The organism is Xanthomonas sp. NCPPB 4467 (genome assembly GCF_041475665.2).
Taxonomy (GTDB): domain Bacteria; phylum Pseudomonadota; class Gammaproteobacteria; order Xanthomonadales; family Xanthomonadaceae; genus Xanthomonas; species Xanthomonas dyei.
This window is the reverse complement of record NZ_CM191260.1, coordinates 2,581,212-2,601,690: the sequence shown is the minus strand read 5'-3', so window position 1 is coordinate 2,601,690 and position 20,479 is coordinate 2,581,212. Positions and strand designations below refer to the sequence as shown.

15 protein-coding genes and 1 other RNA gene are annotated in these 20,479 nt (G+C 66.1%); 14 read left to right on the top strand and 2 right to left on the bottom strand.

The window, feature by feature from the left end; translation table 11 throughout:
* Position 1 precedes the first annotated feature (1 nt).
* The 7 genes from fliJ (at position 2) to fliP (ending at position 5,039) form a co-directional block, all read left to right on the top strand.
* Positions 2–457 (top strand): flagellar export protein FliJ, encoded by a 456-nt coding sequence (gene fliJ / locus ACCQ06_RS11260; protein ID WP_316692448.1) that lies wholly within the window; start codon positions 2–4, stop codon positions 455–457.
* Positions 454–1,725 (top strand): flagellar hook-length control protein FliK, encoded by a 1,272-nt coding sequence (locus ACCQ06_RS11255; RefSeq protein WP_316692447.1) that lies wholly within the window; start codon positions 454–456, stop codon positions 1,723–1,725. The genes fliJ and ACCQ06_RS11255 overlap by 4 nt, the downstream gene beginning before the upstream one ends.
* 165 nt (positions 1,726–1,890) lie before the next feature.
* Positions 1,891–2,433 (top strand): flagellar basal body-associated FliL family protein, encoded by a 543-nt coding sequence (locus ACCQ06_RS11250; RefSeq protein WP_211287726.1) that lies wholly within the window; start codon positions 1,891–1,893, stop codon positions 2,431–2,433.
* A 9-nt stretch (positions 2,434–2,442) separates the two neighbouring features.
* The gene (gene fliM, locus ACCQ06_RS11245; protein ID WP_005996003.1) at positions 2,443–3,456 is read left to right on the top strand and encodes a flagellar motor switch protein FliM; all 1,014 of its coding nucleotides are present in this window, start codon (positions 2,443–2,445) and stop codon (positions 3,454–3,456) included.
* Positions 3,453–3,791 carry a flagellar motor switch protein FliN gene (gene fliN / locus ACCQ06_RS11240; RefSeq protein WP_104616694.1) on the top strand — a complete coding sequence of 113 codons (339 nt, stop codon included), beginning with the start codon at positions 3,453–3,455 and terminating at the stop codon, positions 3,789–3,791. Before fliM ends, fliN begins: the two co-directional genes overlap by 4 nt.
* Positions 3,788–4,195 carry a flagellar biosynthetic protein FliO gene (gene fliO, locus ACCQ06_RS11235; RefSeq protein WP_104616695.1) on the top strand — a complete coding sequence of 136 codons (408 nt, stop codon included), beginning with the start codon at positions 3,788–3,790 and terminating at the stop codon, positions 4,193–4,195. Before fliN ends, fliO begins: the two co-directional genes overlap by 4 nt.
* A 1-nt stretch (position 4,196) precedes the next feature.
* Positions 4,197–5,039, top strand: coding sequence for a flagellar type III secretion system pore protein FliP (gene fliP, locus ACCQ06_RS11230; protein ID WP_228325199.1), 843 nt, complete (start codon positions 4,197–4,199; stop codon positions 5,037–5,039).
* A gap of 343 nt (positions 5,040–5,382) precedes the next feature.
* On the opposite strand, the gene ACCQ06_RS11225 is transcribed toward fliP, so the two are convergent.
* Positions 5,383–5,961 carry a hypothetical protein gene (locus tag ACCQ06_RS11225; protein ID WP_372365914.1) on the bottom strand — a complete coding sequence of 193 codons (579 nt, stop codon included), beginning with the start codon at positions 5,959–5,961 and terminating at the stop codon, positions 5,383–5,385.
* A gap of 67 nt (positions 5,962–6,028) precedes the next feature.
* Here ACCQ06_RS11225 and ACCQ06_RS11220 point away from each other — a divergent pair, with 67 nt between their 5' ends.
* Both ACCQ06_RS11220 and fliR read left to right on the top strand, forming a co-directional pair.
* Positions 6,029–6,298: a flagellar biosynthetic protein FliQ gene (locus ACCQ06_RS11220; protein WP_005996207.1), complete on the top strand. Its 270-nt coding sequence runs from the start codon at positions 6,029–6,031 to the stop codon at positions 6,296–6,298.
* Between the two features lie 13 nt (positions 6,299–6,311).
* Positions 6,312–7,103, top strand: coding sequence for a flagellar biosynthetic protein FliR (gene fliR / locus ACCQ06_RS11215; RefSeq protein ID WP_228325200.1), 792 nt, complete (start codon positions 6,312–6,314; stop codon positions 7,101–7,103).
* A gap of 4 nt (positions 7,104–7,107) precedes the next feature.
* Here fliR and ACCQ06_RS11210 read toward each other — a convergent pair.
* Positions 7,108–7,183, bottom strand: a non-coding RNA gene (locus ACCQ06_RS11210) — sX9 sRNA.
* 154 nt (positions 7,184–7,337) lie between these two features.
* On the opposite strand from ACCQ06_RS11210, the gene ACCQ06_RS11205 reads away from it, so the two are divergent.
* The 5 genes from ACCQ06_RS11205 to flhA all read left to right on the top strand — a co-directional run bounded on the left by ACCQ06_RS11205 (position 7,338) and on the right by flhA (position 19,869).
* On the top strand, positions 7,338–10,304 hold the full coding sequence (locus ACCQ06_RS11205; RefSeq protein WP_316692445.1) for a ligand-binding sensor domain-containing diguanylate cyclase: 2,967 nt from the start codon (positions 7,338–7,340) through the stop codon (positions 10,302–10,304).
* 518 nt (positions 10,305–10,822) lie between these two features.
* Positions 10,823–13,744 (top strand): diguanylate cyclase domain-containing protein, encoded by a 2,922-nt coding sequence (locus ACCQ06_RS11200; protein WP_228325202.1) that lies wholly within the window; start codon positions 10,823–10,825, stop codon positions 13,742–13,744.
* 93 nt (positions 13,745–13,837) lie between these two features.
* A complete protein-coding gene (locus tag ACCQ06_RS11195) occupies positions 13,838–15,925 on the top strand; it encodes a putative bifunctional diguanylate cyclase/phosphodiesterase (protein WP_316692444.1) in 2,088 nt (695 codons plus the stop codon).
* A gap of 723 nt (positions 15,926–16,648) precedes the next feature.
* Positions 16,649–17,779, top strand: a complete 1,131-nt coding sequence (gene flhB / locus ACCQ06_RS11190; protein ID WP_104616700.1) for a flagellar biosynthesis protein FlhB — start codon at positions 16,649–16,651, stop codon at positions 17,777–17,779.
* On the top strand, positions 17,776–19,869 hold the full coding sequence (gene flhA, locus ACCQ06_RS11185; RefSeq protein WP_316692443.1) for a flagellar biosynthesis protein FlhA: 2,094 nt from the start codon (positions 17,776–17,778) through the stop codon (positions 19,867–19,869). Before flhB ends, flhA begins: the two co-directional genes overlap by 4 nt.
* Positions 19,870–20,479 lie beyond the last annotated feature (610 nt).

Genomic DNA, 20,479 nt, shown 5'->3' with positions numbered 1-20,479 from the left:
CATGATGCAGTCCAAGCGAATCGATCCCCTGCTGCGGCGGGCACAGGAACAGGAAGACAAGGTCGCCCGCGATCTGGCCGAGCGTCAGCGCACCCTGGAGACCCATCAGTCGCGCCTGGAAGAACTGCGCCGCTACGCCGAGGAATACGCCAACAGCCAGATGGCCGGCACCAGTGCGGTGGCGCTGAGCAACCGCCGCGCCTTCCTGGACCGGCTCGACAGCGCCGTGCTGCAACAGGCCCAGACCGTGGAAAGCAATATCGCCAAGGTCGAATCCGAGCGCACCCGACTGCTGCTGGCCAGCCGCGAAAAGCAGGTGCTGGAGCAACTGGCCGCCAGCTACCGCGCCCAGGAAAACAAGGTGATCGAACGTCGCGACCAGCGCGAGATGGACGATCTGGGCGCACGCCGCTCGCGCCTGGCGCGGGCCGAAGATACTCACGGAGACTCCGTATGAACCCCCTGTCCGCGTTTGCCGCCGGCCTTGGCGCGCTTGCCAGCACCGGCAAGAAGTCCAGCTACAGCGACCCGTCGTCCGAGCAGGACCCGGCGCAGGACCAGTTTGCGCGCATGCTCAATCCGGCCAACACGCCCAATCACGCCCCGCAGCAGGCGCCCGAGCGCGTACCGGCCAAGCAGCCCGCGGCCAAATCCAGCCAGCCCGACAACAACGGCGCCGACGACGAGCAAGGCGATGACGCGCCGAGCGATGCGACCAAGCGCCCGCGTGCCCAGGACGGCGATGCCAAGTCTGCCCAGCCCGCCAAGGAACCGGCGGCCAAGGACAGCAATGCCGCCACCGCAACCGACAAGAGCGCAACCGCCAGCAAGGACAGCAAGGACGCCCCCACCGAGGCCGCCACGGCCACCGAAGCCGGCTGGCCGCCCGCGGGGCTGGGCGGTTTTGGCATGAACCTGCTGGCCCAGGCGGTCCCGGGCGGCGATGTGCTCGCCGCCGCTGCCGCAGCGCTGGCCACCAGTGTGGCCAATGCGGCCGGCGCCACGCCGACCGCGACCGCACTGCCGACCGACGCCACCACAGCCACGGCTGCCGCAACCGCCACGAGCGCCCTGCCCGCCCTGGGCGCACTCGCGCCGGCTGCCGCCGCAGGCGCCAAGCCCACCTCGACCACCGCGGTGAGCGGCGACGCGCAGGCCGCTGCGTTGATGAGCATGGCGGTCAAGGCATTGGAGCCGGCCGACGACACCGCAGCAACGGACGCGCCGGATGCCCCGGCGTTCGTGTTGCCGACCGCCGCGCCCACGCTCACCCGGCTGCAGGACCCGGCGCCGATCTTCGCCGCCTCGCCCACCCCGACCCCGGAGATGGGCAGCGACACCTTCGACGATGCCATCGGCGCCCGCCTGAGCTGGCTGGCCGACCAGAAGATCGGCCACGCGCACATCAAGGTCACCCCGAACGAGATGGGCCCGGTCGAGGTGCGCCTGCATCTGGACGGCGACAAGGTCAACGCCAGCTTCACCGCTGCCAACGCCGATACCCGTCAGGCCCTGGAACAGAGCCTGCCGCGGCTGCGCGAAATGCTCGGCCAAAACGGTTTCCAGCTGGGCCAGGCCGATGTCAGCCAGCAACAACAGAACCAGACCGGCAACCGCAACGGCGGTGGGCGCGATGGCAACGGCCTCACCCTGGACGACAGCCCGCCCGTCGGAATTCCGTCGGTGGTGTTACGCCAGCGTGGATTGCTGGACGCCTACGCCTGAGCCGCCGCGCCGGGGCAGCCTGGCGCCACGCAAAAACGCAGGTCGCGCTGACGTTGCGAACACCCTTTCCCCCGCGCAGCGCAACGCTCGCGGGGGTTTTTGCGCGCGCGTGCAGGCTGTGCCAGGAAACCGTCGCGGTTTTGGCATGCCAATTGCATCCATGGGATGAGCCTTCCCCTGGAGCAGAACGTGGCAGCGGCCAAGAAACCTGAAAAGACCGAAGAGAAAGAAGAAAAGAAGAAAGGCGGCAAGAAGCCTCTTCTGCTGATCGCCATCGGCGTGGTCGTGCTGGCCGCGGCCGGCGGCGGCGCGTGGTTCTTTCTCGGCCACAAGGGCGATGAAAAAGGCGGCAAGCATGACGCGCCCAAGGTGGCCGAAGTGCCCAAACCGGCGCAGTACTTCCCGATGGACCCGGCGATCGTGGTGAATCTGGCCGACCCCGGCGACGGCCCGCAGTACCTGCAGGTCGAAGTGCAGCTGGTCACCCGCGACCCGGAAGAACTCAAGCTCATCACCGAAAACGCGCCGGCCATCCGCGCGCACCTGTTGATGCTGCTGTCGCAGACCAAGGCCGCCGATGTGGCCGATCTGCCCGGCAAGCAGAAGCTGCAGAAGGCCGCGCTGACCGAAGCGCAAAAGGTCATGACCAGCGAAACCGGCAAGAAGTGCGTCGAAGAATTGCTGTTCACCAGTTTCGTTACCCAGTAAGGCCTGCCCATGAGCGTCAGTGATCTGCTTTCCCAGGACGAGATCGATGCCCTGCTGCATGGCGTGGATTCCGGAGCGGTCAATACCGAGCCGGAGCCGTTGCCAGGCGAGGCGCGGCAATACGATCTGTCCAGCCAGGACCGCATCATCCGTGGGCGCATGCCGACCCTGGAGATGGTCAACGAGCGCTTTGCGCGGCTGTGGCGCATCGGCCTGTTCAACCTGATCCGGCGCTCGGCCGACCTGTCGGTGCGCGGCATCGATCTGGTCAAGTTCAACGAGTACATGCACTCGCTGTACGTGCCGACCAACCTCAACCTGATCCGCTTCAAACCGTTGCGCGGCACCGGCCTGATCGTGTTCGAACCCACGCTGGTGTTCACCGTGGTGGATAACTTCTTCGGTGGCGATGGCCGCTTCCACACCCGGATCGAAGGCCGCGAATTCACCGCCACCGAGATGCGCGTGATCCAGCTGATGCTCAAGCAGACCTTTGCCGATCTGAAGGAAGCCTGGGCGCCGGTGATGGAGGTGGACTTCGAGTACATCAACTCCGAGATCAACCCGCACTTCGCCAACATCGTCACCCCGCGCGAGTACGTGGTGGTGTGTCGCTTCCATGTGGAGCTGGAAGGCGGCGGCGGCGAGATCCACATCACCCTGCCGTATTCGATGCTGGAACCGATCCGCGAGCTGCTCGATGCCGGCATCCAGAGCGACCGCAACGACCGCGACGACTCCTGGAACGTGATGCTGCGCGAGCAGCTCAACACTGCCGAGGTAACGCTGTCGAGCGTGCTGGCCAGCAAGCGCATGAGCCTGCGCCAGCTCACCGGTTTGAAGGTCGGCGACATCCTGCCGATCGATCTGCCCGCACAGGTACCGCTGTGCGTGGAAGAAATTCCCATGTTCACCGGCGAATTCGGGGTCTCCAACGGCAACAACGCCGTGAAGATCACCGCCGTCCGCCCGCCCGGCGTGCAAGCCCCGCGTGCCGTTCCATCCCAGGACCCCAGCAAATGATGAACTCCGACATCCTCGACGCCGCGCCCGCCACGTTCGACAACCTGCAGGCCGAGCACGACAACAACGCCACCGACCTCAATCTGGACGTCATCCTGGACGTGCCGGTGACGCTGTCGCTGGAAGTGGGCCGCGCCCGCATCCCGATCCGCAACCTGCTGCAGCTCAACCAGGGCTCGGTGGTGGAACTGGAACGCGGCGCCGGCGAACCGCTGGACGTGTACGTCAACGGCACCCTGATCGCGCATGGCGAAGTGGTGGTGATCAACGACCGCTTCGGCATCCGCCTGACCGACGTGGTCAGCCCCAGCGAACGGATCCGGAGGCTGCGGTGATCGGCCTGCTGGCTGCCGCCGCGCCCGTCGCGGCCAAGGCCACCCAGGTCGGCGCGCACGCGCCGTCCTCGCCCAGCCTGTTTGGCGCGGTCTTTGCATTGCTGTTGGTGCTCGCGCTGATCGTCGGCCTGGGCTGGTTGCTCAAGCGCCTGCCCGGCAGCGGTTTCCGCAACAGCGAGGGCTTGCGCGTGGTGACCAGCCTGGCGGTAGGTGCCAAGGAACGCGTGGTGGTGGTGGAGGTGAACGGCCAGCAGCTGCTGCTGGGTGTCACCGCCGGCGGCATCAGCACCTTGCACACCTTGCCCGAACCGCTGCCGCCCACGCCTGCACCCACCCTGCCCAATTTCAAGCAACTCCCCAATTTCGCCCAGCTGCTCGCTCAGAAGCTGCGCAAGGACCCGTGACATGTTCAGTTGTTGGAATCGCTGGGGGCGCAGCCTGCGCCTGATCCTGATCCTGCTGGTGATGAGCTGCCCGCTGCTGGCCGCCGCCACACCGGCCGCGTTGCCGTCGATGGCCCAGGCCGCCGCGCCCGCTGCCGCACCGGCGGTGCCGCCCGGCTCCAATCAGCTGCCAAACCTGCCGAACGTCAGCGTCGGCCGCATCGGCGACCAGCCGGTGAGCCTGCCGCTGCAAACCTTGCTGCTGATGACGGCGATCACGCTGCTGCCGTCGATGCTGCTGGTGCTCACTGCCTTTACCCGCATCACCATCGTGCTGGGCCTGCTACGCCAGGCATTGGGCACCGGACAGACCCCGTCCAATCAGGTGCTGCTGGGCCTGGCGATGTTCCTGACCGCCTTGGTGATGATGCCGGTGTGGCAAAAGATGTGGGGCGCCGGTCTGCAGCCGTACCTCAACAACCAGATCGATTTTTCCACCGCCTGGACCCTGACCACCCAGCCGTTGCGCGCGTTCATGCTGGCGCAGATCCGTGAGACCGATCTGATGACCTTCGCGGGCATGGCCGGCGACGGCAAGTACGCCGGCCCGGACGCGGTGCCGTTCCCGGTGTTGGTGGCGTCGTTTGTCACCAGCGAGCTGAAGACGGCGTTCGAGATCGGGTTTTTGATCTTCATCCCGTTCGTGATCATCGATCTGGTGGTGGCGAGCGTGTTGATGTCGATGGGCATGATGATGCTGTCGCCGATGTTGATCTCTGCGCCGTTCAAGATTCTGTTGTTCGTGCTGGTGGATGGGTGGGTGTTGGTGGTGGGGACGCTGGCTGCAAGCTTTAATGCGTCATAGGTGTGGGCGCGCTTTGCGCGTGCGGTAGCAGTCCCCCCAGCTGACTGAGTTTTGTTGAAACGTCGGCACAGCACAGCTGTATCACTCAAGCATCTGCGCCGCTTTCTGCCTTCCGCCTTCCGCCTTTTTGCTTTGTCTTTGTATTTCGCTCTGGCTTCCAGCTTCTCCGGGGCCCCATACCGCAGCGGCAGGCCATCCGGGGCAAACCCCGCAGGGGCGGCGCGCATGGATGCGCGACGTTTTTCAAAGGGACATGGACGTCCCTTTGAAAAATTCCCGGATGGCATGCGGACCTGGAGCGCGTAGCGCGGAAGGCGCGAGGACGGGGTGTGCTTTCTTTTGGTTACTTTTCTTTGCACAAGCAAAGAAAAGTGACTCGCGCCCGTAGGGCGTGAAAGCCCCTGACTTCACCTTCGAGCTTCATAGCAAGTGCGAAGTGCAGCCGCAGCCGCAGGCACAAGCAACTGCAGAGCTTTCGGCCCCCTTCGGGGGTCGAGTTACTTTCTTTGCTTGTGCAAAGAAAGTAACCAAAGAAACACACCCCCGTCCTCGCGCCCCTCCGCGCCAAGGCGCTCCGGGGAAGCAAGCCAGGTAGAAATTTTTGTAAGGGACGTCCATGTCCCTTACAAAAACGTCGCGCATCCATGCGCGCCGCCCTGCGGGTTGTATCTACCCGGCTTGCCGCTGCGGTATGGGGGATGGGAAGCCAACGGCAAAAGACGAAGGCGAAGGCGAAGGCGAAGGCGAAGCTCAAAACCATAGCCAAAACCAAGCCAAGCCAAGCCAACGTCCACAGCGACAGCGACAGCGACAGCGACAGCGACAGCGACAGCGACAGCGACAGCGACAGCGACAGCGACAGCGACAGCGACAGCGACAGCGACAGACAGTGCAACACGAGGTAAGTCAGATCGCCGCTCACCTACCAATCCCAAATTCCAAATCCCCAATCCCCACCCTTTGGCACCGCACTTGCATCAGCACTCCCCATGAGCCCTGAAATCGCCCTGACTGAATTACGTGGTGGCCTGGTCACCGTCCTGTGGATTGCCGGACCGATGTTGCTGGCGGTATTGATCGTCGGTGTGGTCATTGGCGTGGTGCAGGCCGCCACCCAATTGAATGAGCCCACCATCGGCTTCGTCGCCAAGGCGGTGGCGTTGACCGCGACCCTGTTTGCCACCGGCAGCATGCTGCTGGGGCATCTGGTGGAGTTCACCATTGCGCTGTTCCAGCGCATTCCGCATTTGATCGGCTAGCGGACCAGACCGGATGGATTCCGCTACCCAGATGGTGATCGACGGCCAGCGCGCGTTTGCGATGGTCGGGGCGATCATGTGGACCATGCTGCGCACAGGAGCCTTGCTCACGGCCATGCCGTTGATCGGCACGCGTGCGGTGCCCGCGCGGGTGCGGGTGATGCTGGCCGGGACCTTGTCGATGGTGCTGGCGCCGATCCTGCCGCCGGTGCCGGAGTGGGATGGTTTTACGGCGCAGGCAGTGCTGAGCATTGCGCGTGAGCTGGCCGTGGGCGCCAGCATGGGCTTCATGTTGAAGCTGATCTTCGAGGCCGGTGCGCTGGCCGGCGAGTTGGTGTCGCAGTCCACCGGCCTGTCGTTTGCGCAGATGTCCGACCCGATGCGCGGGGTGACCTCCGGCGTGATCGCGCAGTGGTTCTACATCGGTTTCGGCTTGCTGTTCTTTGCGGCCAACGGGCATCTGGCGGTGATTTCGCTGTTGGTGGACAGCTACAAGGCGCTGCCGATCGGCACGGCCATTCCCGATGCCCGCGCGTTCGCGGAGGTGGCGCCCACCTTGTTCCTGCAGATCATGCGCGGCGGGCTGACCCTGGCCTTGCCGATGATGGTGGCGATGCTGGCGGTCAACCTGGCGTTCGGTGCGTTGGCCAAGGCGGCGCCGGCATTGAACCCGATGCAACTTGGCTTGCCGTTGACGGTCTTACTGGGGCTGTTCCTGCTGTCCAGCTTCGCAAGCGAGTTCGCGCCACCGGTGCAGCGCATGTTCGATACCGCTTTCGATTCCGCCAGAGAACTGACGGGCTAAGAGCGGCCAACAACACATAGCGAGCAGTCGTCAGGTGGGTGTGGACGGCGCGAAGGAACCGGAGTGGACGAACGGTGCATGCCGCACCGGGCACCGGCCGCGCCCGCCTGGTGGCTGCACAGTCATGTTGTGAGCTGTTCTAACCGTACGGCCGCTCAAGTTTTGCACCCGGTCGCCGTCAACGCTAAGGACGATTAGCCCGTTCAATCGCACGACCTCTTTCCACGGAAGCCGATGTCCAACGTGTCTGCGCTGTTCGTTCCACCTGGTTCGCACGGCAAGGCGTTGCGTCGTCTGGCAGCGCTGTGCCTGCTCGGGTGGCTGATCACCGGCAGCGCATGGGCGCAAACCTATAGCTTTCGCGATTACGCCCAGGCCGATGGCCTGCAGGGCATGACCGTCAACAGCTTGCTCGAGGACCGACAAGGGGTGGTCTGGGTCGGCACCGAACTGGCATTGCACCGCTTCGAGCGCCAACAATTCATCCCCGTCGGCCAGGAAAGCGGCCTGGACGCGCGCTATATCCGCGCATTGACGCTGGATGCGCGCGGGCGCCTGTGGGTAGCCAGCGCCAACGGCGTGTTCGTGCGCAACGGCACCACCTTCAGCCCGGTGTTGCAGAACGGCAACCCCATCCGCGCCGACAGCGGCAATGTGATCGCCCCCTACGCGGGTGGCGTGGTGGTGGTCAGCGAAAATCAGCTGTTGCACCTGACGCCGGTCCAACAAGGCGGCTGGAGCGTCCGTGCGCTGCCGTTGCGTCTGGACGACGGCACCACCCTGCCCGCCGGTAAAGCCTTGCTGGCCGATGGCACTGCGCTGTGGGCCAGTTGCGGACAACGGGTCTGCCGCATCGATGCCAACGGGCGCATCGCCCAGCTAGGCGATGCCGACGGTGTGCCGGAGCGGCAATGGCGCGCGGTGTTTCGCGACCATCGCGGCGAGCTGTGGCTGCGTGGCGGCGGCATGGTGATGTCGCGCGCAGCAGGCGAGCGGGTATTTCGCAACCATGCACCTCCAGCCGGCACCAGGTTCGACACCTTGTCTGGCGCAACCACCTTGTCGGAAGATGCGCAGGGCCGCCTGATTACCCGCTCCGACCGCGGCATGGTGCGCTGGGAAGGCGATCACTGGCGCTATTTCGGGCACGACCAGGGGCTGTCGATCAGCCCGATGGTGGGCCCGTTGATGATGCAAAGCACCGGGCAGCTATGGATCGGCACGCGCGGGCTGGGGGTGCAGCGCTGGCTGGGCTACGGCAACATCGAACATTGGGACGAAAGCCAGGGCCTGGCCGAATCGCCGACCTGGGCCATCCAGCGGCTGCCAAGTGGTGAGCTGCTGGTGGGCGGCGATGCCGGCTCCAATGTGCTGGATCCGCACACCGGGCGCATGCAGCCGTGGACACTCGCCAACGGCGAGCCCTTGCTGCAATCGATCTCCATCGCGCTGTCGCCGAAGGATGGCGCGGCCTGGGTGGCGCGCTCCTCAGGCGCTCTCGCCCGTCGCGACCCGCAGACGGGCAAGACCTTCGACATGCTGGAGCTTGGCCTGCCCACCAACAAGCTGTTGTTCGACGCGGGCGGTGTGCTGTGGGTCACCACGCCGCGCGGCCTGTACTCCATCCCGCCCGAGCTGCCGCTGCAGGCCAGACGCGAGGAAGCTGTGCCGGCAGCGTTCGTGGGCGATATCGAACTGGATGGTCGGGGTCGCCTCTGGGCCAGTACGCGCGAAGGGCTGTATCGCCAGGAAAAAAATGGCCGTTGGTTGCAGGTGGAGGTGCATGGCAACCTGCCCAGCCACGATTACTTCCTGCTGGATTTTTCCGCCGACGGCCAGCTCTGGCTGTCCTTACGCGATACCGGGCTGTGGCACGGCGCGGTGCAGGACGATGCGGTGGTCACGCTGACCGCAGTGAGCGACACGCTGGTGTCGCGCGTGATGCCTTTCATCCTGCGTCACGACAGCAAGGGACGTTTATGGCTGGGCAGCAGCCAGGGCCTGGATCTGCTGGACCACGGACACTGGTCGCGCGCCACGCGCAGCGAGGGCCTGCTATGGGACGACGTGTCTGCCAATGCGCTGTTCGAGGACGACGATGGCAGCGTCTGGCTCGGCAGCAGCCGCGGGCTGACCCATCTGATCGATCCGTTGCGCGTGTTCGCTTCGCCGCCGCTACGGGTGGAAGTGCTGCGCGCGCAGCGTGGCGGGCAGACCCTTGCGGCCGGTGCGCAGGTGCCCTGGTCGCAGGTTCCGCTGGACGTGGATCTGAGCACGCCCGGTGCCGAAGGCGGCCCGGACCGCATCAGCTTCCGCTACCGCGTGGAAGGCCATCAGGCCAGCTGGACCAGCACCTCGCTCAGCCACATCACCTATCCGCTGCTGCCGCCTGGCCGCTACGCACTGGAAGTGCAGGCCGTAGACGCGGGCCAGCGCAGTGCTAGCCCGATCACGCGGTTCGCCTTTGCGCTCAGTCCGCCCTGGTGGCGGGGTATTCCCGCCTTCATTGCGTATGTGCTGCTGGCGATCGCCGCGGTGATCGTGCTGTTGCGCTGGCGCACGGCCAAACTGCTGCGACGCAAGCGCGAGCTGGAGCAGTTGGTTGCCGAGCGCACTGCCGAGCTGGAACAGGACAAGCGCGACCTGGAATCGGCACGTGCCGAACTGGCCCTCAAGGCCACCCACGACGAACTCACCGGCCTGCTCAACCGCTCCGGCATCCTCGCCGCGTTGCGCGACATGCTGTTGCGGGCCGATGCGACGGCACGGCCGCTGGCGGTGGTGTTGATCGATCTGGATCACTTCAAACTGGTCAACGATCAGCACGGGCATCTTGCCGGCGATGCGGTGTTGGCCGGGGTCGGTCGTCGGATGGATGCGCTGGTACGCGGCGACGACCGTATCGGCCGCTACGGCGGCGAAGAATTGCTGGCGCTGCTGCCGGGGCTGACGCACGAAGCCACGCATCGTCTGGACGCACTACATCGCGGGCTCTGCGGCGATTACCCCATCGATGGCGGTTGGCTGCACGTCACCTGCTCGATCGGCGTGGCCTGGTTTATTCCCGGCGAAACCCTCGAGCAATTGCTGGCGCGCGCCGATGCCGCGCTGTACAGCGCCAAAGGCAGCGGCCGCAATCGCATCTATTACGATGCCGGCCACCTCGCTAGGCCTGCGGCAGCCGGCAGTGTCGGCAATTGATTGCTGCGATCGGGCCACCCTGATCGCGCGTCATCGCAGGTAGGTGCAGTGAGGTCGGATGCGGCAAAGCGCCCGCATCAATCGCATGCGCATCGCTGCAACGACATGCAACGGCCGCGGGTAATGGAGATCTTGGTCGACGGACTGATTGGATCGAACATGCAGGTTGACCGTGATCTCGGCCGATCTACCGCATGCATGCGCATCGGTCGTGTTCGCTCGATGACGCCAAACATCGACGGCCGCGTCCTGCACATTGGCAAGCATGCGTCATGCCATCATCAAACACATTGATAGCGCGCAAGCGCGGTGATTAGATGCACACATCCGCTCAGCGCAGCAGTCGCGCCTGCCTGGCAGCTGCGCAACGACACTGGCGTTGGTCCTAAAGTAAAGCGCGTGAACAGCCGTTAGTCGTTATATCGCGGCCTGCTATGGGGGGCTGCCAATGGCAAGCGTGAGACACCGCGCGAAGGGCGCGGACCGCACGCACCGATGCGTGGGAGATTGCAACGCTCGTGGGGTTCTTGCACCGCCAAGGGAGGTCGTCGGGCCGAGGCGCATCGTTTGCTGCGATGCTGCTGCTGGCGTTGCTGTCGTTTGCCGATCTGGCCGGCGCACAGAGCGCCAGCATCCGCCGCTATGCCCACGACCAGGGCCTGCTCGGTCTTGCCGGCACCTGCCTGTTGCAGACCCGCAGCACCTTGATGTGGGTGTGCACCGAGAGCGGCCTGTATCGCTACAACGGCCGCATCTTTCAGCAGGTGATGCTGGACGGCCTGCGCAACGAACCGATTACATCGATCAGCGAAGCGCCCGATGGGCGTCTGTGGGTTGCCGGCTTCCAGGCGTTGTTCGTCGGCGACGAGCACGGCTTTCGCAAACTCGCGCGCGACGAAGCCGAGCACCTGCAGGAAGGCCTGCTGCTTGCCAGTCCTGCATGGGGCACGGTGATCGCCAATGGCGGCGAACTGGAAGTGCTGCGCGCGCGCAGCAATGGCCGTTGGCATAGCGAATATCTGATGGATACCGCAACGCGCGTGCGGGTGCCCGAGCTGTCCAAGGTGCTGAGCCTGTCGGTGGAAGGCGACACGCTGTGGGTCGGCTGCGGACGCAAGCTGTGCGCCATCGATGCGCAGCGCAAGGTGCAGGTCTACGGGCCCGATGAGGGCGTGCCGGACGATCGCTGGTACAGCGTGTTGCGGGACCACGACGGTGGGTTGTGGGCGCGTGGCGCCGGCACCCTGCTCTACCGCGCGCCAGGTGCGAGCCGATTCGGTGTGCGGCCGTTGCCGTTGCTCGACGGCACCACGGTCGGGCAACAGGCGCCGTTGGTGATGGACCGCGAAGGGCGTGTACTGGTGCGCCGCAACGACGGTCTGGCGCGCTGGGAAAATGGCGCATGGCGCAGCTTCGGCACCGAGAACGGGCTGCCGCCCGGCAGCAGCGACGCGATCGTGGTGGACCGCGATGGCGACGTCTGGATGACCGTCGACGGCGAAGGCCTGGTGCGCTGGGCAGGCTACGAATGGATCGAAAACTGGGACGCGTCGCAAGGCATGCCGGCCGCACCCACCTGGTCCATCGCACGCGATGCGCAGAACGCGCTGCTGGTGGGTAACGAGCACGGCGTTGGGCGTCAGGCCCGACCCGGCGAGCGGTTTGTGCCGGCGCTGCCGCAGGCGGGCATCCAGATTGTCGGCATGGCGCGCAGCGCGGACGGCAGCCTGTGGACGCTCAATTCTGCAGGATTCGTGCGCCGCAACTGGCCCGATGGCCGCAGCGATCAGATCGCCAAGCTTCCGCGTACCGGGCGACGCCTGCTGATCGATCGCCAGGGCCGACTGTGGATTCTCACCCTCGGCGGCATGTTCGTGATCGAGCGCCCGCTGGACGGCGGCACCTTGCAGCCTGTCGCCGACATGCCGGCAATCGCCTACACCGATATCCAGCAGACCGCCGACGGCACCCTGTGGGTATCCAGTGCCAACGGGCTGTTCCGGCTGCAGGACGAGCGCTGGTCCAAGGTGCAGGTGAAGGTCAACGGCGGCGACTCCGATCCGTGGATCAGCAAGTTCCACATCAGCGACAGCGGCGAAGTGTGGCTGGCGTTTTATCGCCCCGGTCTCTGGCACGGCATGTTGCTTGCCGCTGGTCTGGACCTGCAGGCGATCAACGACGAAGCGCTGCGCGATGCGGGCGTCTACCTGATGCGCAGCGACAGCCTGGGCCGGGTGTGGGTGGGCCATGCACGCGGCGTAGAGGTCTATAACGGCGAGCGCTGGGCGCATCTGTCGCAGTCGCAGGGCCTGATCTGGGACGACGTGTCCGAAGCCGCATTCTTTGAAGACCCCGACGGCTCGGTGTGGATCGGCACTGCGCGCGGCGTCAGCCACCTGGCGGATCCGGCGCGCCTGTTCGACGAGCGCCAGCCCAGCGTGCGCATCGACAGCGTCAGCCGCGGCGGTGTGCCGATACACGCCGGGCAACTGCTGGGCTGGAGCGACACGCCGCTGCACATCGAGCTGTCGACGATGGAGGTCTACGACGACCCCAGCCGGCTGACCGTGCGGTATCGCGTGCTCGGCCTGCACAACGAATGGATCGAGAGCGACGATCTGTCGATCGACCAACCACCGCTGCCGTCGGGGCATTTCCGCCTGCAGGTGCAGCTGCTGGATCGCTATCGGCGCACCGCATCGCCGGTGGTGGATCTGGCATTTGCAGTCGCGCCGTTGTGGTGGCGCAGCCCGCCGGCGATTGCGCTGTACGTGCTGATCGGCGGCGGCTTGCTAATCGGCTTGTGGAGCTGGCGGCACCGCCATCTGGTCGCGCGCGAGCGCATGCTGGCCGAGCTGGTGGCCGAACGCACCTATCAGCTGGAACACGAAAAACGCGATCTGGAAAGCGCTCGCGCAGCGCTGGCATTGAAGGCCAGCCACGATGCGCTTACCGGTTTGCTCAACCGCTCCGGCATTCTCGATGCGATGACCGAAGAGCTGCAGGCCTGCGCGCATGCCGAGCACCCGTTGGCGGTGGTGCTGATCGACCTGGATCACTTCAAGCAGGTCAACGACGAGCACGGCCATCTGGCCGGCGACGCGGTGCTGGCCAAGGTGGGCGCACGGCTCACCGCCTGCCTGCGCGATTCGGACAAGGTGGGGCGCTACGGTGGCGAAGAACTGCTGTTGCTGCTGCCCGGCATGACCCGTCAGAGCCAGCACCGGCTGCGCGCCATCCACGAAGCGATCAGCCTGCCGCTGTACGACGTCGGTGCCGCGCGGCCACTGCAGGTGACCTGCTCGATCGGCGTGGCGTGGTTCCGCATCGGCGACACCGCCGCCACGCTGCTGGCGCGCGCGGACGAGGCCTTGTATCGGGCCAAGGGCCACGGCCGCAATCGCATCGAACCGGAAGAACCTGAAAGTTCGGTGGCCTGATCCACCGCGTTGCGGGCTTGCAGGCTCAAGAACACGCGCACCGGGTCGCTAGCTCCTTGAGCAAGCGCGTCTTTCGACGTCGGAACTGGATGGGTGGTCGCAACTTATAACCTTGGCATGGTGCTGTTGTCGCTGGTGGTGGCCGTGTTGGCCTCCTACACCGCGCTGCATCTGGCCGCCCGCATGACCGCCAGCCGTGGCGGCATCGCCGCCGCATGGCTGGTGGGCGGCGCCATCTCGATGGGGATCGGCATCTGGTCGATGCACTTCGTCGGCATGCTGGCCTTCCGGCTGCCGATTCGGCTGGGCTACGACGTGGCGCTGACCGCCTACTCGATGCTGGCGGCCATCCTGGCCTCGGCGCTGGCGCTGTGGCTGACCTCGCAACCGCAACTGCCCTGGCTGCGGCTGGGCCTGGGCGCGGTGCTGATGGGGCTGGGGATCGCGCTGATGCACTACGTCGGCATGGGCGCGCTGCGCATGTCGCCCGCCATCACCTATGACCCGGCGCTGTTCGCGCTGTCGGTGGCGATCGCCGTCGGTGCGTCTGCCGCCGCGCTGTGGATCGCGTGCCGGTTGCGTCACGATGGCCGCCGCTACAGCCTGCGCCTGATCGCCGCCTTGATCATGGGCGTGGCGATCGTCGGCATGCATTACACCGGCATGGCCGCCGCGCAATTCGCACCCGGAAGCATCTGCGGCGCGGCCGCCGGAACGCACCTGCCGTTGTCGTGGCTGACCGCGGTGGTGGTGGCGGTCACGTTGGGCCTGCTGATCCTGGCGCTGGTGGTGTCGGTGCTGTCGCGCCGCCATCAGCAGCACACCGACGTGCTGGCGCAATCGCTGGCGCAGGCCAACGCCGATCTGGCGCTGGCCGCCCTGCACGATCCGCTCACCCGCCTGCCCAACCGGGTGCTGCTGCACGAGCACGTGCTGCAGAACATCGAGCGCGCGCAACGCGATGGGCAGCGCTTTGCGGTGATGCTGATCAATCTGGACGGCTTCAAGGTGGTCAACGACGGTTACGGCCATCGGGTCGGCGATCAATTGCTGGTGGTGGTGGCCGAACGCCTGAGCGCGCACCGGCGCGCGCACGGCAGCCTGGCGCGGCTGGGCGCGGATGAGTTCGTGCTGGTGGCCGATATCGCCGACCCGGAAGACGCTGCGGCCATGGCCGGGCATCTGGTGCAGGCGTTGGCGGTGCCGTTTTTGGTCGGCGATCAAGAGCTGCGCCTGAGCAGCAGCATCGGGATTGCGCTATATCCGGAAGATGCCGGCAGCGAGCACCAGTTGATGACGCACGCCGATGCGGCGATGGGCCACGCCAAGCAGGCCGGGCGCAACCGCTACCGCTTCTTCGAGCGCGCCATGACCGACACCACCCGCGAGCGCCTGCAACTACTGCAGGATCTGCCGCGCGCGCTGGAATCGGGCCAGTTCGTGCTGCACTACCAGCCCAAATACTGCGCCGACGACGGTCGCCCGATCGGCGCCGAGGCGCTGATCCGCTGGCAGCATCCAGAACGCGGCCTGGTGCCGCCGGACAGCTTCATTCCGCTGGCCGAACGCAGCGGCATGATCGGCCCGCTCGGCAGCTGGGTGCTACAGCAGGCGTGCCGGCAGATGCGCGCGTGGCGCGACGCTGGCCACGGCGACTGGCGGGTGGCGGTGAACCTGTCGGCCACTCAGCTGGCCTCGCCCAGCCTGCTCGATGAAGTGGCCACCACGCTGGCCGAGCATGCGATCGCCCCTGGCCAACTCACCCTGGAAATCACCGAAACCATGGCCATGCGCGATGCCGACGCCTGCCTGCGCACCCTCGGCCAGCTCAATGCACTGGGCGTGCGCATTGCCATCGACGATTTTGGCACTGGCTATTCCGACCTGCTCTATCTGCGCAAGCTGCCCGCGCACGAGCTCAAGATCGATCGCAGCTTCGTGCAGGCCATGGACAGCGGCGCCGAAGACATCGCTATTGTCGCCGCGGTCGTGGCGCTGGCGCACACCATGCGCTTGCAGGTGGTGGCCGAAGGCGTGGAAACCGCCGCACAGCGCAACACCCTGGAACGGCTGGGCTGCGATCAACTGCAGGGCTATCTGCTCGGCCGTCCGATGGAGGCCGACCGCTTCATCGCGCTGGTCGTCGCCCAGCGCGACGGCCCGCGCCGCCTGGCCAGCTGAGCAACAAACGACGTCGAACGACTCCCGGCCCAGCCTTCATGCTCAACGACTCCCAGCAGGCCGAGCACCGGCCTGGACGTGGAGCGGCTGACAGCGCGTAGCGAGCGTCTGCCGGGCAGTGAGCGCAGTGGCGTTGTCGGCCGCATCCTGCGGTCACAGGCCCAGGCCAAGCGCCGAGTAGGTCGAGTGCGCGGTGTCCTCACCGCTCGCGGGACACGCCGTGAGCCCGTCCCTGGGGGCTCGATGGCGGCATCCATGCCGCCAACGGTCCGGCAAGCGGCGAGGACACCGCGCCAGACGGCCGGCGGGTGACTTTGACGAATAGAAGGCACTGCGCCAGACCGTTGCTGGTTGCTTGGTGAAAGCTCTGCACAGCGACTAGCGTGACTGGTCCTTGCCCGCTCACCGTCGCGGGACCCTTGGCGGCATGGATGCCACCAAGGAGCGTACATGGACGTACTTGCAGGGTGTCCTGCGATAGTGGGCAGCAAGGACACTGCAGCCAAGTAGCAGATCAGCGGGCCTGCACCAGAGTGACGTCACCCAGTTTTGTTAGCCGCGCTTTTGTAGACCGACGGGCTGCCCTCGCCCCTCACCGTCGCCACAACCCTCCAGCAGCTCAACGTGGGGCCAGTGCTTTTTTCGATTCTCCAATCCCGATTCCCGCTCCGAAACTGGAACGCCGCTTGCATGAGACCAGGCTGATCCCCCACCGGCACCTCCATGTCCGAGTCCGACGACGGCGGCGAGCGTACAGAGCTTCCCACCGAAAAACGCCTGCGCGAGGCACGTGAGCAAGGCAACATCCCGCAATCGCGGGAGTTGTCCACCGCAGCGGTGTTCGGCGCCGGCGTGTTCGGCCTGATGGCGTTGGCCGGCGGCATCGGCGATGGCGCGGCGGTGTGGATGAAGACCGCGCTCAGCCCCGACCCGAGGATGCGCGAGAACCCGATGGCGCTGTTCGGCCACTTCGGCGACCTGCTGATGCAGCTGCTGTGGGTGATGCTGCCGCTGATCGGCGTCTGCCTGCTGGCCGGGGTGGCCGGCCCGCTGCTGATGAGCGGCCTGCATTTTTCCAGCAAGGCCATCATGCCCGACCTCACCAAGCTCAATCCGGCCAACGGGATCAAGCGCATGTGGGGCAGCAACAGCCTTGCCGAGCTGGTCAAGTCGATCCTGCGCCTGCTGTTTGTCGGCCTGGCGGCCTGGCTGTGCATCTCCAAGAACCTGCACGGCCTGCGCTCGCTGGTGAACCAGCCGCTGGAACAGGCCATCGGCAACGGCCTGCACTTCACCAAGAGCCTGCTGCTCTACACCGCCGGCGCGCTGGTGCTGCTGGCCGCCATCGACGCGCCGTACCAGAAGTGGAACTGGATGCGGAAGCTCAAGATGACGCGCGAAGAGATCAAGCGCGAGATGAAAGAAAGCGAGGGCAGCCCGGAAGTGAAGGGCCGCATCCGCCAGATGCAGATGCAGATGTCGCAGCGCCAGATGATGGAAGCGGTGCCCAAGGCCGACGTGGTGCTGATGAACCCGACCCACTACGCGGTGGCGCTCAAGTACGAAGGCGGCAAGATGCGCGCCCCGATCGTGGTGGCCAAGGGCGTGGACGAAATGGCCTTCCGTATCCGCGAAGCCTGCGAACAACACCGGGTGGCGATCGTCACCGCACCGCCTTTGGCACGCGCCTTGTATAGGGAAGCTCAAATCGGCAAGGAAATTCCCGTGAGACTCTATTCGGTCGTGGCCCAGGTGCTCTCCTACGTCTACCAGTTGCGTGGCTGGAACGGCGGCCCGATGCCGGAATTGCCCTCGCTGGACGTGGATGAGTTCGGTAAGGGAGCCAGCGCATGAGCGCCCAACCCACCCCGCTCAATGCCCGCCGCGTCATGGAGTTGCTGCGCAACGGCCTGGGCGCCCCGCTGGCGCTGATGGCCATGCTGGCCATGCTGATGGTGCCGCTGGCCGCACCGGTGCTGGATGCGCTGTTCACCTTCAACATCGCCATCTCGCTGATGGTGCTGCTGGCGGTGATCTACGTGCAGCGCCCGCTGGAATTCACCATTTTCCCGATCGTGCTGCTGATGACCACGATGCTGCGGCTGGCGCTGAATGTCGCCTCCAGCCGCGTGATCCTGATCAACGGCCAGGACGGCCACGCCGCGGCCGGCAAGGTCATCGAGGCCTTCGGCCAGTTCGTGATCGGCGGCAACTACGCCGTGGGTATCGTGGTGTTCGCGATCCTGACCATCATCAACTTCGTGGTCATCACCAAGGGTGCCGGGCGCGTGTCGGAAGTGACCGCCCGCTTCATCCTGGACGCCATGCCCGGCAAGCAGATGGCCATCGACGCCGACCTCAACGCCGGTTTGCTGACGCGCGAGGAAGCCAAGGCCCGCCGCGAAGAGGTCCGCGAAGAAGCCGACTTCTACGGCGCAATGGACGGTGCCAACAAGTTCATCCGCGGCGACGCCATCGCCGCCATCATGATTTTGTTCATCAACCTCATCGGCGGCATGGCGGTGGGCATGTTCCAGCACGGCATGAGCTTTGTGGATGCCGCGTCCACCTACACCCTGCTGTCGATCGGCGACGGTCTGGTAGCGCAGCTGCCGGCCCTGCTGGTGTCGTCCTCGGTCGCCTTGCTGGTGACCCGCGCCTCGCGTGCGCAGGACATGCGCGGCGCCATGATCAGCCAGGTGTTCGGCCAGCACCGCGCACTGGCGGTGGCCGCCGCCATCCTGGGCCTGGTCGGCCTGGTCCCGGGCATGCCGAACGTCGCGTTTTTGACGCTGGGCCTGATCCTGGGCGTGATCGCCTGGAAAATGTACAAGCGCAGCCTGGTGGTCGCCCCGACCGGCGACCCCGCCAGCGACCCCAAGGCCGCCGCCGCGGCGACCGCCGCGCAGGCCAGCGCCGAACTGAGCTGGGACGAACTGCGCCCGATCGACCCGCTGGGCCTGGAAGTGGGCTACCGGCTGATCCCGCTGGTGGACAAGCACCAGGGCGGCGAACTGATGGCGCGCATCAAGGGCGTGCGCCGCAAGCTCACCCAGGACATCGGCTTCCTGGTGCCGCCGGTGCATATCCGCGACAACCTGGAACTGTCGGCCAACGCCTATCGCCTGCTGGTGCATGGCGTGCCGGTAGCCACCGCCGAGATCTACCCCGACCGCGAGCTGGCGCTGGACCCGGGCGGTGCGCTCGGCCAGCTGGACGGCATTCCCGGCAAGGACCCGGCATTCGGCCTGGATGCCACCTGGATCCAGACCCATCAGCGCTCCTACGCCGAATCGATGGGCTACACCGTGGTCGACCCGGCCACCGTGGTGGCCACGCATCTGTCGCACCTGATCCGCGAACACGCCCCGGAGCTGCTCGGCCACGAAGAAGTGCAGCAGTTGCTTGCCACCCTCGCCAAGACCGCGCCCAAGATGGTGGAAGACCTCACCCCGAAGGCGCTGCCGCTGTCGGTGGTGGTGCGCGTGCTGCAGAACCTGCTGATCGAGCGGATCCCGGTGCGCCAGTTGCGCAAGATCGTCGAAGCGCTGGTCGAGCACGCCCCGCAGAGCCAGGACCCGGCCACCCTCACCGCCGCGGTACGCACCTCGCTGGGCCGCTTCATCGTGCAGGAAATCGCCGGCATGTCTGCCGAACTGCCGGTATTCACGCTGGCCCCGCAGCTGGAGCGCGTGTTGCAGGAATCCACCCACGGTAACGGTGTGGCGCTGGAGCCCGGCCTGGCCGAGCGCCTGCACCAGAGCCTGGCCGATTGCGTCGGCAAACAGGAAGCCCGCAACGAACCGGCCGTGGTCCTGGTCCCCGGCACGGTCCGCGCCGCCCTGGCCCGCCTGGTCCGCCACAGCGTCCCCAGCCTGTCGGTGCTGGCGTATAGCGAAGTGCCGGAAGACAAACGCCTGAAGTTGGTCGGCACGATCAGCTGAGCCGAACGCACATCGTCGTCGCCCCCCTTCCGTAGGAGCGCACCCGGGCGCGACAGCGTTACCGGGACAGCCCCATCGCGCCCAGGTGCGCTCCTACGACGTACTGGGTCATCCGACAACGCGGGTGAGCTTTGATCCAGACGGGTCAACCGCTGGGATACGAGATCCCAAGAAGACAGCACAGCTCGGACTGGACAACGTCGCCGACACCGCTTGTGTAGGAGCGCACCCGGGCGCGACGACTTCACCGGGACAGCCCATCGCGCCCAGGTGCGCTCCTACGAATGTATCAGCGCTCCGGTAGAGCCCGATAGCCTCTATCGCGTTCTCCAGCAATCACAGCAGGCCGGCCACCAACCGCCAACGCCACGCGCCGGAAATCCGCCACTCGGCAAAACCCCCAATCGATTGCATGACACCGACTCCGGGAAGCATGACGCGCGCGACGGTGTCGCGGTGCGCGCAGGCGTTCAATGCACTCCCAGACACCCGATCTGCCCCGCCGTCCGGCCCATGGGCGCAGTCGAACCGGCGACAACGCCGCCAAACATCCCAATCAGGACAAGCACTTAGCGCCGCGCACCCGGCTCAGCATCAGCGCCCAGCCGCC